The organism is Klebsiella sp. GG_Kp146, from assembly GCF_040061975.1.
Classification (GTDB): Bacteria; Pseudomonadota; Gammaproteobacteria; order Enterobacterales; family Enterobacteriaceae; genus Klebsiella; species Klebsiella quasipneumoniae.
The window spans coordinates 257,609-270,990 of sequence record NZ_JBEAHA010000004.1 but is presented as its reverse complement, the minus strand read 5'-3'; the positions used below and the strand labels follow the sequence as shown (position 1 = coordinate 270,990).

Here is a 13,382-nt window from a genome sequence, read left to right as displayed (position 1 = left end):
TTATGCCCGTCTGGCTGGATGCCATCCCTGAAAAGGCTCCTAAGGTAGCACGTCCCGGCACCGGTCGTTGGCTGCTATTCCTCGCGTTTGTCATGCTGGGGGGCATAGCGCTCACGCTATGGTGCTGGACGTCAGAGCGAACCGGATTTGTCTTCTGGTTAACCGCTCTGGGTCTTCCATTTTGCACCTGGGGGCTTATTTTCGGCTTACGCCGATTTGCCTATAAAGCAGAACAGGTCGGTGCGGAATCACGCAATGCCGAGCGGGAAGCACTCATCGACAGTGAAATTCTGCGCGGTCAGCGCTGCGCCTGGATCCTCGGTACTTATATTCAGAGTCCGGCCGGAAACAAAGCCGATGACCTGCTGAAGGCAATGAAAGTCGCAGCTCCTGTTATCGAATTCTCTCGCCCAAGAGGATGTGACAAACCGGTCAGATACGCGGCATTACCAGAATATCAGACTGATTTAACGAAGGCCCTGAAAGCAGCGGTTAATAAACTGACCACACGTGTAGAGGGGATAGTTAAGCCGCTTCCGCCCGAGCTGCCATGCTGGCTGGTGCTGGATTGTGATAACGATCTTTATCCCCTGTTTGAAGAGCAGCTTAAAGCCAAGCTCTCACTCAAGACGGGCAGGATTTTTCGCCTGATGGCCGGAAAAGGGCTGGGGGCGTTTGATGCCTGGCTGGACAAGCGATGGGATACTCCGGGCATTTTGGTTGCCATCACGCTGTCGTTACCGGCGTCTCCCCGGGAAGAAGATGCTGATGCTGTCTCAATGGTGGTATTGAGCAACCGCAAAGCCCATGCCTGGGCGGATGCGCTTCGCCTTCATCGCCCCGAAAGGGGAACAGAAACAACGCTCACAAAGACACTTACCCGGGCGCTGATCTGGTCGAAGACCCTGCCCAATGAACTCAAAGGAGGCTGGATCTCCGGTCCCACATTGACGTCGGGCAGCGGCTGGAATAATGCCTGCGAAGAGAGCGGAGTGGAATTTAGCCTTTCAGAAGACAATTCCAGTATCGATCCCGTGCTGGGATATACCGGCCATGCTGCGCCATGGCTGGCCATCACGCTTGCCGATGCGGCTTTTGAACAACGAGGCCCCCAGGTTATCGCCGCCCAACCCGTCGCTGACAAGGACGACATCTGGGTCGCCGTCATCACCAAAGAAGAAGTTCGCAAGGAATCGCCTAAGAATGTCTAAGGTAAAAGTAAAAACTCTCATCGGCTCCGTTGTGACTGTCGCCTTTTTCCTGACAGCCATCGTGGCATTTTTGTTTTATGCCTTTCCGGAAAATGTGGCCTCAGCCACCGGCTTCGGACCGTATAACGGTCAACGAATACTCACATTCTGCGCCATTATGGTTGCTGCGATGTTTTTACTCGGCTGGCTGACAGAGAAGGCTTTCGACTTCGCCGGTAAATCCGGGTTGTATTTCCAGTGGGGGCAGAAAAAGGCTGAGAGTATCACTCCGGTGGCAAACACCATTCTCAGTGAAGAAGATGACGATGAGCTGGTCTTCAGCGAAGACGCCGTGTCTGAACACCTGCGCTTTCGCTATGGACGCCGCTGGCAGCGTAAAGTGCGACTCCTGCTGGTGATGGGCAACCCGGACGACGTCCATAAAGCAGCCCCGGGTCTGTGTCATGACCTCTGGCAGGAAGGCGACGGCAACGTACTGATTTATGGCGGTGATGCGCAGTCACTTCCGGATGAGAACTTCCTTTCAAAACTGAAGCGTCTGCGATCTCGCCAGTCGGTTGATGGCATTATTCAGGTGATGAGTACTTCAGCCCTCCCGACAGATAGCGAACGGGATGCTTTCTTGCGTTGCCGCCAAAAAGCCGATCATCAGCTGGGCTGGCAGGCGCCTGTCTGGCTGTGGCTGACTGACAAAGCCAAAGTTGCTCAGCAGGACGCGGACACGGCTGCGACAGGGGTGATATTCGGACCGGAAGGCACTGTAAAAGAGGCGGATAAGGCATTGACTACGCTGTCTCAGCGCCTGCAAAAAGTCGGTATGGCACAGATACTGAATAATCCGGCTCATAACGGCCTGCTCCAGTTATCTTTCCGCCTGCAACACGAACTGAAAGCCAGTCTGACCGTTTTGCTCAGCGGGTTGATGCAGGGATCTGCGGCCTGGCGATTACGCGGAGTCATGTTCAGCCCTGAGATGGCCGTTGCCGGAACGGTGCCGAACACGCGCCTCGACACGCCGACATGGAAAGCCGTGATTGATGACTGTGATGCCGTCAGCGGCAGGAAGCTGGGCTTCGACTGGCTGAAGATGCTGCGGTTAATTCTGCTTTCCCTGATTGTCCTGTGGGGGACCGGTACCTTGCTGTCCCTGATCGTTAACCGTACCCAGATTTATGAGGCACAGGAAACAGCGAGGCAGGCAGCGGATACCGCAAAACCACTGGCTGAACGCCTGCACAACCAGCTTGTACTACAGCAAGCCATTGCCCGTCGGCAACATCGTGAGGCGACCGGCGCCCCATGGTACACGCGCTTTGGTCTTAATCAGGACAGTGAAACGCTGGCTGCTCTCTGGCCGCTGTATGAGATAAACAACGCACAGCTGATGAGGGATGCCACCGCAGATTATCTCAGGCAGTTGCTGAATGCTTTTGTGCAACTGCCTCCTGCCAGTGATGCCCGTACGCAGGGAACACAGCACACCTATGGCGTGCTCAAAAGTTATCTGATGCTGGCCCGTCCTGACAAAGCAGACGCAGACTGGCTGGCAAAAAACGTACTGGTAGTCTGGCCGAAGCGTCAGAATGTGGCGGATGGCACATGGCAGGACCTGGCACCGAAACTGCTGGGTTTCTACGCACAGAACCTCCCGGCTCATCCGGAATGGAAAATTAAGCCTGACGCGGAATTAATCAGCACGGTCCGTCAGATCCTGCTCAAGCAGATTGGCCAGCGGAACGCTGAGTCCGGGTTATATCAGGACATGCTGAAGCGCGTGGCCAGCAACTGGCCTGATTTAACGCTTGCAGATATGACCGGCGACACTGATGCCTCAACGGTATTCAGCACTGACGAAGTCGTCCCGGGAATGTTTACGCGTCAGGCCTGGGAAGAGCAGGTTCAGGATGCGATTAACGAGGTCGTCAAGACACGCCGCGATGAAATTGACTGGGTACTGACGGATAAGACGCACCAGACAAGGAGCGATATCTCCCCGGAGGCGCTAAAGGCCCGCCTGACTGAACGCTATTTTACCGATTTTGGTAACGCCTGGCTGAACATGTTCAACAGCATTCAGTGGCAGGAAGCTACGTCACTTTCCGAAGCGATTGCCCAGCTCAATCTGATAGGCGATGTCCGCCAGTCACCGCTGGTTGCCCTAATGAACACGCTGGCCTGGCAGGGGAAAACGGGGGGGAAGGGAGAACGACTTGCCGACTCGATAGTGGACTCAGCGAAAAAACTGATCGGTCAGAAAAAAAATGCCAGACAGTTTATTGAACAGGCACAGGGCCCTAAAGGTCCGCTCGATGGCGTGTTTGGACCGCTGATGGGGCTGATGGAAGGTAAAGATGGCACAGGTGCCAACGGTAACCTCAGTTTCCAGTCCTGGCTGGCTCGCGTAACCCAGGTGCGGCTCAAGCTTCAGCAGGTCACCAGCGCCCCGGATCCGCAGGCTATGTCGCAGATGCTGGCCCAGACAGTATTCCAGGGCAAAGCCATCGATCTGACCGATACCCGCGATTACGGCAGTCTGGTTGCGGCGAGTCTGGGTCAGGAGTGGAATGGATTTGGTCAGTCGTTATTTGTGCAACCGCTGGATCTGGCCTGGCGGCAGGTACTTGCCCCGGCTGCAGGTAGCCTCAATGCCCGCTGGCAGACAACTATTGTCGAACAGTGGAATAAGGCCTTTGCGGGACGATACCCCTTTAAAGCCACCGGCAGCGATGCCTCGCTGCCGTTACTGGCTCAGTTCCTGCGTAGCGACTCGGGTCGAATCACTACTTTCCTGAAAACTAATCTTGGCGGGATCATCCACCTGGAGGGGAATCGCTGGATCGTTAACCCTTCCACAAGTCAGGGGATGGTTGTCAGTCCGGATTTCCTCCGGGCGATTAATCAGCTGGCGGAACTGTCAGATATCGTGTTCTCTCAGGGCGATGCGGGTGTTCACTTCGAACTGATGGCGCGACCTACACGGGATGTTGCCAGAGTGCAGTTAATCCTCGATGAGCAGAATCTGGACTTTTTCAACCAGATGGAAAGCTGGCAGAAATTCACCTGGCCGGGGAATACTTACTACCCCGGCGTATCGCTCAGCTGGCGAAGCGTCAACAGCGGTATGCAGCTCTATGCAAACAACCAGGGTAACTGGGGTTTCATTCGCCTGCTGGACAAAGCCCTAATCACGCCTCTTGATGCGAGCCGCATGCAGCTGATGTGGATCACGCCCGATGGGAATCCACTGAAGTTTGTGATGCGCAGCGAGCTGGGCGACGGTCCTCTGGCGTTACTGAAGCTTCAGGGTTTCACGCTGCCTGAAACCATATTTACGGTTGCAGCCAGCGCTGAAGAGGTCGAATAAAGATGAGACAAGGAAAAACATGAGTTCACCCCAGGCACTGTTATCGGCATGTACCACAAATCAGGAAGAGCAGCAGCATCTTATCGGAAAAGCCTCCAGCGCCCTATCATTATGGGATAACTGGCTGCACCCGTTCACCCCGGGGTCTGAAACCGGGGACGATCCCGCATACGATGATAATTTTCTGCTGATGCGTGAAGAAATCAATAAGATATCGGGTACCGATTCAGCGCGGTTGTGCGAGCTGGCCCGAAAGTGTCTTTACGAATGCGCAAAAGACATTCGTGTGGTGACCTGGTATGTGCAGGCCCGACTCAGCCGCGACGGTGAAAAAGGGTTGGCTGAAGGTTTATTGCTGCTTGTCGCAATGCTGACTCGCTACGGGCAGGCATGTCATCCCCAGCGTCCCGCAGCACGTAAAGCTGCGCTGCAGTGGCTGAACAGTGCAAAAGTGATTGATTCACTGCAGTTATGGCCTGAGGTAGACCGCAATGATGCCGGTCTTACGGCGGGCGCCATAAGCCTGCTTGAATCCACAGTGGCGGACTGGCCGGAAGCCGAGAAACCGTCTTTTGCAGGGCTTTGTACCACTCTTGAAAACCGCCTGGCACGTTCGGGGGGGATGGAAGCACTGGTCCCCCAGAACAGCAGTACTCAGGAGCACGGACGCGAACCGGCCCACTCGGATTCACCACAACTGTCAGCGGTAAAATCGGGCCGCGATTTACTCGACCAGGCAAAGTTACTTTCTCGCTGGCTGAGTGAGCAGCCGCAGGGCTGGCTGGCCTCTTACCGGCTGATAAAGACCGTGCGTTGGGACACGGTCGATCAGATCCCTCCGCTGGACAGTAGCGGGCGCACCCGCCTGTTACCGCCGAAGGTCGAGTATCGGGCTCAACTAAAGCGGCTCTGGCTTCAAAAAAACTGGACTGAACTGGTTGAGCAGGCCAGTCAGATGTTTTGCGAGGGCGTGAATCATTTCTGGCTCGATCTTCAATGGTATCTCTGGCAGGGGCTCAGTCATGCCGGTCACCCGTGGGATGCCTGGACAGATTCCGTTCTTCTTGATCTGCGACTGCTACTTCAGCGCCTTCCGGGACTTGAAGGCCTGGCATGGAATGACGGTACTCCCTTCGCTGATGAAGTCACCTCCGCCTGGATCGCTGGAAAAGTGAATGAAGAAGGCCTGCTGTATGGCGATGAACCCGCAACCGTCGTTAATGGCCAGGCTGATGATGTGCTGCTTCTTGAATCCGAAGCTATGGCAAAAGGCGACGCGGAAGGACCCGAGGCGGCGCTTGCCTGGCTCCAGTCCCGACCAGGAATGGACACACCACGCCATCGCTGGCTGATACGCCTGCTGATGGCCCGGGTGGCAGAGCAGTATGGTCGAAACGATATGGCGCTTCACCTGCTTGGCGAACTGACCACCAGTGCACCACAGCTGACGCTGGAAGACTGGGAACCCGCACTGTTGTTTGAAGTCCAGGCTCGTCGCCTGAAGCTGCTGCGCCTGAAAGCCGGTCGCAGCGAATCTGATAAATCCCGTCTGATGCCTGAGATGGATACGCTATTGGCGCGTCTGATCGCCATCGACCCGGCCCGTGCCATGGCGCTCTGTGGCTAATGTACTCTTTAATAATTTTCAGGAATGCCGTTCATGGATGATTTAACCCTGCGCTATTACGAAGCAGAGATGCGCTACCTGCGAGAAGCCGGTAAAGAGTTTGCCCGGGCTCATCCGGACCGAGCAGCAATGCTTAATCTGGATAAACCTGGCGCCCGCGATCCCTATGTGGAACGTCTGTTTGAAGGCTTTGCCTTCCTGATGGGCCGTTTGCGTGAAAAGCTGGATGATGATCTGCCAGAGCTCACCGAAGGGCTGGTGAGTCTGCTGTGGCCGCACTATATGCGCACCATCCCGTCGCTGGCCATCGTTGAGTTCTCCCCTGACTGGCGTAGTCTGCGTCAGGCCGAAATGCTGGCGGAAGGCTTCTCCGTTCTGTCACGTCCTGTCGGGCCGCATAAAACAGCCTGTCAGTACCGGACAACCCGCGATGTGCCGCTACAACCGCTGCACCTTGCTGACGCCCGCCTGCATACGGAAACCGATGGCCGCTCTGCTATCCGTCTGCGCTTCGAATGCCCTGAAAAAGTGGACTGGCGTAAAGCCGGGATCGACAAGGTCGCCATATTCCTCAACGCAGAGAGTCCGGTTAGCTCTGCGCTGCATCTGGCAATGACCCGTCGAGTCCACGCCATGTATGCCCGCCACGCAGGGACATACGCCGAACGTCATCAGTTTGATGGCTGGTGCAAACCCATGGGCTTTGATGACAATGACGGCCTGTGGAAGAAAGCCGATACTGCCTTCAGCGGTTACCAGCTACTGCTGGAGTATTTCAGCTTCCGTCCGAAGTTTATGTTTGTGGAAATGCGCGGCCTCGAGGCCATCGGGCTCACTGCGGCCAGCACCTGGTTTGAAATCGACATCGTGCTCAGTGAAGCCTGGTCATCCGATCTGCCTTTTGAAACGGAAAACTTCCGGCTGCACTGTGCGCCGGTCATCAATCTCTTCACCCTGGAAGCCGACCCGCTGACGCTTAACCCGCTGGAGAACGAATACCTGCTCAGGCCGCTGCGTCTTCAGGATGGTCACACCGAGATTTACAGCGTCGATAACATCCATGGCGCGGTGAAGAATGGCAAACATCCTTATGTGCCGTTCACCAGCTTTCGGCACCGGGGCGGTATGATGCGCCACGATGCTCCTGAGCGTTATTTCCACACTCGCGTGAAACGCGGCCCCTCTGGTCTGTACGACACCTGGTTAATTCTCGGGGGGCGCTCGTTCGAGCTGGAGCAGCTGTCCGATAAACCAGAATCCCTTTCGATGCGAATAACCGGTACCAACGGCCAGCTTCCGCGTAAGGCACTGGAAAGCACTCTGCTGGACAGGGTGGTCAAAACCGGCAAAGTGCCCGTCAGTGTACTGAACGTCACAGCACCGACAATGCCGTTATATCCCCCGGCAAACGATCGTTTTCACTGGCGGGTGATGAGTCACCTCGGATCAAACTTCCTCAGCATGATGGACAATCCGGAAGTGCTGCGGGGCACGCTGGCGCTCTATGACTGGACCGACGATGAAATGAATCGCCGTCGGCTTGAAGCCATCGTCGCTGTGAAGCACACCCTGATCCGCCGTTTTGAGAAGGGCTTTATGCTCAGGGGCGTTGACATTGAGGTCACGCTGAATACGGATAATTTTGCAGGCGAGGGCGATGTAAATCTCTTTGGCGAGATGCTGCACCGATTCTTCGCGCGCTATGCCGATATTCACCTCTTTAACCAGCTCACGCTGGTGCTGCAACCGACAGGGAAACGACTGAGATGGCGCGAGAATCACAGCCAGCACGTACCGGGCTGACGCTGGCCCTTAACAAAGATATCTGGCGGGCCAATTTTTATCGTTTCTGCCAGCTGTTGGAACAGGAAAATCCGGACGCGCCGAAACTGGGCACTACCAGCCATCCGGGCGACGACCCGGTACGATTCAGGCCCTGGCCAGGTATGGGGTTCCCGGTCAGTACCCTGAAAGCGGTGGAGACCGACGAAGACCATCCGACATTGCCCCCAACGGTCCGTACGACATTTCTTGGTGTGTATGGGGTGGACTCCCCTCTGCCGACGTCCTGGCTGGACGATATCGCGCAGCGCCGTGAAGGACACGAGGCGGTCACTTCATTCCTGGACATTTTCAGCCACCGGATCACTACGCAGTATTACCGGATCTGGCGAAAATACGCGTATCCGGCAACCTTCGAGGCCGGTGGGCGAGATGCCACATCACAGTGTCTGCTGGGGCTGGTGGGACTCGGTATACCGGGTACGTCTGAGCAGGTGGCAACGCCGGTGTCCCGCTTTCTGGCCCTGCTGGGCACCATGCGTTTGCCCACGCGTAACGCCGAAGGCATCCGGGCTGTGGTGAGCCTGCTGGCGCCAAATACCCGGGCAATAATCACCGAACCGGATCCGGTTAAGGTTCGTATCGATAACCGCAGTGGGCTGGGGGGCGGAAACCGTATCCGTCTTTCGCAGCGGGCCACGCTGGGTAAAACGGCCAGGGAAGCATGCAGCCGGGTACTGGTGACGCTGGAGACAGCGGATCCGGACGAGGCGGAAGGCTGGTTACCCGGTGGTGTCCTCCATACCGATTTGCTGGTCCTGCTGCGCGTCTATCTCGGCTACCGCAGTGACGCCCGACTGCGTCTCACCGTACCTGTACGATTGCTGCCTGAGCCCCGCCTTGGCAAAGGCAGGCTTATCCAGCTGGGCCGCACCGGCTTGCTGGGCCTGAAAGCTGGCAAGCTCAGCAATAGTCGGGAGAGTCTGACCGTCAGTCTGGGCTGCTATGAAGGGTTGCAATGTTCTGCGTTACCGTCCGCTGAAGACGGGCACTACCGCTTCGAATAATCACGTACTCCCACTCTCAATAAAGGAACTTTTGAATGGCAACAATAACCCGCTGGTGGGCGCTGACGCTTATTGCCTGTAGCCTGCTCGCTGGCTGCGGTCTGACGCAGACCGTCACGGACGGTACGGTCAGCATCACGAAATCCATCTTCTACAGGAAAATTAAAACGCTGCATCTGGATTTTACCCCGCGTACGGCCATTAACGCCGATGGCGCACAGACGCCGCTGGCGACCATGGTGAGAGTCTATCAGCTCAGGGATCGTAAAGCGGTTGATGCCGCCGATTACCAGACGCTACTGCGCAAGGCCGATACGGTACTTAAGGACGATATGCTGGCGTCAAAAGCGCTGCTGGTGATGCCCAACGGCAGCGTGACGCTCAATATGCCCATGGATGAAGATGCTCAGTTCGTGGCGGTGGTGGGACTGTTTAACCGCCCGGATCAGAAGGATAACCGCTGGCGCATGGTGCTGACCCGTGACGACCTCGACCCGGACAAACCCCGCACGATTGAGCTGGCTGATGGCTGGCTCAGCCTTGTGCCGGTGAAGGAGTGACGTGATGGATAACTGGTCAGCGCTTTTTGACGGACAGACCCGCTATGTTCTGGATATTAATGACAGTTCAGTGAAGCCGGATGTTCTGCGTTTTTACGGCAGGGAAGCACTGAGCGAACCATTCAGATGGGACATCGAGTTCACCACGCTGCAGGCGAACATCCCCCCGGAAGAGGTGCTGATGAAATATGCCTCCTTCCGCATGCGTGGCGGCAAAAATATCCACGGCATGGTGACCCGCCTGGAATGGCTGTCCACATCAAAGGATCAATCTCACTACCGGCTTACGCTCAGTTCCCGCCTGGCGCTTCTGGGATACACCCGACAGTGCGCGGTATATCAGAATCAGTCCGTTCCTGAGGTGGTTGAGCAGGTGCTGCGTAAACACGGGCTGGAGGGACCTGATTTTGAATTCAGACTGGAGCGCACCTACCCATCACGTGAAATTATCACCCAGTGGCAGGAAACGGATTTGCAGTTTATCCGGCGCATTCTGTCCGAGGTGGGGATTTACTGGCGCACGATGATGGACGACGTGCGCGGTCTGGATACGTACATTTTTGTCGACAGCCAGCTTAACTACCAGTTTGATGTGCGCCTGCCGTACAGCGAGCCATCGGGGTTGTTCGACGGCGCGGCAGAATCGGTCTGGGATGTGCGGACCTGGCACAATATCGCCACCGGCACCGTCGTCACGCGGGATTACAACTACCGGACAGCCACCACGCCGATGGATACGACGGTCAGCGTGCGGAATGATGCGGTGACCACCGGGGAGCATTACCGCTACGCGGCGCCTTATCGTGAAGCGGGCGATGACGCCAGCCCGGAGCCGGAGACCGAATCCGGCGCGTTCTGGGCCCGGCTTCACCACGAGCGGGAGCTCAACAGCTCGGCACGCATTCACCTGTTCAGCAATGCTTCGCACCTCTCCCCCGGGCAGGTGCTGGAGCCGCAGGGGAATGTCATTACGGCCCTGCAAGAAGGCGTGCTCCTCACGCTGGTGACCTTTCGTGGCGCCCGTGATTCCCGTCTGCATGTGTCGGTATGGGGCATGCCATACACCGAACGTTACTGTTTCCGCCCGGCGGAAATCCCGCGTCCGGAAATCCACGGCACACTTCCGGCCCGGATTGAGAGCCGGGAAAAGAATGATATCTACGCGCACCTGGACGAACAGGGGCGCTACCGGGTGAAGCCGGACTTCGACCGGGAGGGGACGGAACCCGGTTACGGTTACCTGTGGCTGCGGATGGCGAAGCCTTATGCCGGTGAAACGCTGGGCTGGCATACGCCGCTCATCGATGGCACCGAAGTGGCGATTGCGTACAGTAATGGTGATATCGACCTGCCGTACATCGCGTATGCGCTGCACGACTCGGAGCACCCGGACCTTGTGAACCGGGACAATCACACCCGAAACATCCTCCGGACGCCTGCCAACTCAAAATTACGCATGGAAGACAAGCGCGGTCAGGAGCACATTAAACTCGCCACGGAATACGGCAGGACGCAGCTCAACAGCGGGCACCTGGTGGATGCACAGGGGCAACGTCGCGGCACGGGCACCGAGCTGCGCACCGATGAGTGGGGCACGATACGTGCCGGTAAAGGGTTGTTTGTCAGCACGGATGCGCAGGCGAAAGCGCAGGGTGACGCACTGGATATGAGCGCTGCGCTGAAGGAAATCGACAGGCTCAATCAGCAACTGCAGCAGCTGGAAATGGCCGCGGAGCAGGCGCAGGCGCTGAAAGCGGACGTGGACAGCCAGATAGAGATGTTTGAGCAGCGGCTGAAACCGCTCAATGAAGCCGTGCTTTTCTCGGCGCCGGAAGGCATGGCCCTGACCAGCGGGGAAGATATGCAGCTGGCCGCCAGCAAAAACGTCGCCATTAATGCTGGCGGAGATATCAGCACAGGTGCGATGGGCAACCTGACGCTACTTACCGGAGAAAAGCTCGGCCTGTTTGCCCGCACCGGTCAGCTGAGCCTGAAATCCGGCGAAGGGCCAATCGATGTTCAGGCGCAAAACGCCAGCATGCGGTTGTTCGCGGAGAAGAAGCTGACGCTGAGCTCAGCGAGTGATATCTCCCTGGCCGGAAAAAAGCGTATCACCCTAATTGGTGGTGGCAGTTACCTGAAGCTTGAGCCCGGAAAGGTCGAGTATGGCACGACTGCGTCGTATATGCGCAAAGTGAAGCGGACAATGGCTGCGGGAAGTAGTGCCCTGGAACAGGGACCGGCTGAAATGCCCGCCCCATTACCAGATTTGTCATGTGGTCCAAATACCGCGTGTTTCAGGGTCCTGGATTCCTTAACCGGATCTGAAGATATGGAGTTTGCATATCAAGTACAGACATCTACCGGTACAGTGGTAGGAAGAACTGATTCAGCCCTGACGCATGCAGTAAATTCAGATACCGAAGAAAACGTAAACCTGGACTATGTTTTTCAGATCAGAGCGGGGACAAGGTAATGGCAGTTTCATCAACAACCACCACAAAAGAGCAAGAGCAGCAGGAAAAGAAGGTCAGTGTTGATTTCTTCCACATTGACATGATTCCGGATGCCATGGAGAAAATGAAATGGCCTGTGGCTGCAAAGTTAATGAGGCATTGGTTTGATACCAAACCTTCATTTTCATATACGGCGCAATCAAAAAAAAGTGCTCAAGATGCTGACCCGACAACATTACCCGAATCACAAATTAATTGTGACATAATTAAAATGTCTTGGGCAATTCAGTATGAACAGGTTAAAAATGGAATAAACGAACTCTCCCGTATATGGAAAAGTGAAAAAGGCATTAAGCGGTTGAAGTTTCAATTAGGTAAGAAAGGCTCACTTGATAAAGAGGATATTGCGCTGGGTTATTCTGAAAATATCCAAGAGCTTGATGCGAATGCCCAGGTAAACATCTTAGTAATTGGTAGCAAGTTCGATACTGTGAATGAATGGTATGGTGCTATGGGTAACTCTACTCTGAAAGTATGCATTCGTGGAAAAACAAGTAAAAGTGGAAGTGAGAATATATTTACCGTCGATAAATTAGGGTTTTACCTCAAAGACACATATGATTTTGTTGACGAAGGCAAGACTCCAGAACCACTTGGCATTTGGAGTAAAAACAGAATATTAGATAAAACAGAATCCGCATTATATATGTCAACTTATTTATCTGGCGTTTGGGGCGTATTGGCAAGAGATTTTACTGGTTTTGTTCCGGTTTTCAACGCGGACTTTAGAAAATGGCAGACTAAGCATAACACTGGAGGTGATTTTATTGTGCTTTCAGATGTTTTATGGCTGGAGCCCTTACCAAAGGATAAGGTGATTGTTTTATGATGAAGCGAGTTTCTAGTGCGTTATTTATCGTGGTATTAATGGTTGCATGGATCATTCTACCATCAACAATTATTCCCTCTTCATATTCAAAAGCATTTGAGATTAATAGCCCTGACAATGAATATAAAGTAATTGTTTACCATGGAGGAATAATATCCCCTATGTCACTTTATAAGTACTTAAAGGATGAGGATTATTTTTTCATTATTTACAATGCGTCTGGTGAGGTGGTTTTTAAACCATCAGCGTATTATGGCACTTCCAACATGGGAGCATATGACGGTATAGAATTCCAGTACGGTGATAGCCATTCTTTACTTTACCCAGGACCAGAAGGCTATGATTCATACGAATTCACTAAGTGAAAAAAATCCGTAAACATGGAGATAATTAGGGACATTACATGAATTTTTCAATATTAGTTTA

At 54.8% G+C, this 13,382-nt stretch carries 9 protein-coding genes; all 9 read left to right on the top strand.

What is annotated here, in order from left to right; genetic code table 11:
- Positions 1-2: 2 nt before the first annotated feature.
- Genes ABLU95_RS07250 through ABLU95_RS07210 form a run of 9 tightly spaced genes read left to right on the top strand, consistent with a single transcriptional unit; the run spans position 3 to position 13,321 of the window.
- On the top strand, positions 3-1,211 hold the full coding sequence (locus tag ABLU95_RS07250; protein WP_348879130.1) for a hypothetical protein: 1,209 nt from the start codon (positions 3-5) through the stop codon (positions 1,209-1,211).
- Positions 1,204-4,575 (top strand): ImcF-related family protein, encoded by a 3,372-nt coding sequence (locus tag ABLU95_RS07245; RefSeq protein ID WP_348879129.1) that lies wholly within the window; start codon positions 1,204-1,206, stop codon positions 4,573-4,575. Before ABLU95_RS07250 ends, ABLU95_RS07245 begins: the two co-directional genes overlap by 8 nt.
- Before the next feature lie 19 nt (positions 4,576-4,594).
- Positions 4,595-6,202, top strand: a complete 1,608-nt coding sequence (gene tssA, locus ABLU95_RS07240) for a type VI secretion system protein TssA (RefSeq protein WP_348879127.1) — start codon at positions 4,595-4,597, stop codon at positions 6,200-6,202.
- A gap of 33 nt (positions 6,203-6,235) precedes the next feature.
- Positions 6,236-8,005: a type VI secretion system baseplate subunit TssF gene (tssF, locus tag ABLU95_RS07235; RefSeq protein ID WP_348879125.1), complete on the top strand. Its 1,770-nt coding sequence runs from the start codon at positions 6,236-6,238 to the stop codon at positions 8,003-8,005.
- The gene (gene tssG, locus ABLU95_RS07230) at positions 7,969-9,051 is read left to right on the top strand and encodes a type VI secretion system baseplate subunit TssG (RefSeq protein WP_101978636.1); all 1,083 of its coding nucleotides are present in this window, start codon (positions 7,969-7,971) and stop codon (positions 9,049-9,051) included. The genes tssF and tssG overlap by 37 nt, the downstream gene beginning before the upstream one ends.
- 35 nt (positions 9,052-9,086) lie before the next feature.
- Positions 9,087-9,611, top strand: coding sequence for a type VI secretion system lipoprotein TssJ (tssJ, locus tag ABLU95_RS07225; RefSeq protein ID WP_348879122.1), 525 nt, complete (start codon positions 9,087-9,089; stop codon positions 9,609-9,611).
- Positions 9,612-9,615: 4 nt separating this feature from the next.
- Positions 9,616-12,087 (top strand): type VI secretion system tip protein VgrG, encoded by a 2,472-nt coding sequence (gene vgrG, locus ABLU95_RS07220; RefSeq protein ID WP_348879121.1) that lies wholly within the window; start codon positions 9,616-9,618, stop codon positions 12,085-12,087.
- On the top strand, positions 12,087-12,956 hold the full coding sequence (locus ABLU95_RS07215; protein WP_023290551.1) for a DUF6402 family protein: 870 nt from the start codon (positions 12,087-12,089) through the stop codon (positions 12,954-12,956). Before vgrG ends, ABLU95_RS07215 begins: the two co-directional genes overlap by 1 nt.
- Entirely contained in the window at positions 12,953-13,321 is a 369-nt protein-coding gene (locus tag ABLU95_RS07210) for a DUF6201 family protein (RefSeq protein WP_348879119.1), read from the top strand. The genes ABLU95_RS07215 and ABLU95_RS07210 overlap by 4 nt, the downstream gene beginning before the upstream one ends.
- Positions 13,322-13,382 lie beyond the last annotated feature (61 nt).

Bases quoted from the DNA above. Each gene is read 5' to 3' on its own strand.
- ABLU95_RS07250 (WP_348879130.1), top strand. From the start codon at position 3: ATGCCCGTCTGGCTGGATGCCATCCCTGAAAAGGCTCCTAAGGTAGCA.
- ABLU95_RS07245 (WP_348879129.1), top strand. From the start codon at position 1,204: ATGTCTAAGGTAAAAGTAAAAACTCTCATCGGCTCCGTTGTGACTGTC.
- tssA (WP_348879127.1), top strand. From the start codon at position 4,595: ATGAGTTCACCCCAGGCACTGTTATCGGCATGTACCACAAATCAGGAA.
- tssF (WP_348879125.1), top strand. From the start codon at position 6,236: ATGGATGATTTAACCCTGCGCTATTACGAAGCAGAGATGCGCTACCTG.
- tssG (WP_101978636.1), top strand. From the start codon at position 7,969: ATGGCGCGAGAATCACAGCCAGCACGTACCGGGCTGACGCTGGCCCTT.
- tssJ (WP_348879122.1), top strand. From the start codon at position 9,087: ATGGCAACAATAACCCGCTGGTGGGCGCTGACGCTTATTGCCTGTAGC.
- vgrG (WP_348879121.1), top strand. From the start codon at position 9,616: ATGGATAACTGGTCAGCGCTTTTTGACGGACAGACCCGCTATGTTCTG.
- ABLU95_RS07215 (WP_023290551.1), top strand. From the start codon at position 12,087: ATGGCAGTTTCATCAACAACCACCACAAAAGAGCAAGAGCAGCAGGAA.
- ABLU95_RS07210 (WP_348879119.1), top strand. From the start codon at position 12,953: ATGATGAAGCGAGTTTCTAGTGCGTTATTTATCGTGGTATTAATGGTT.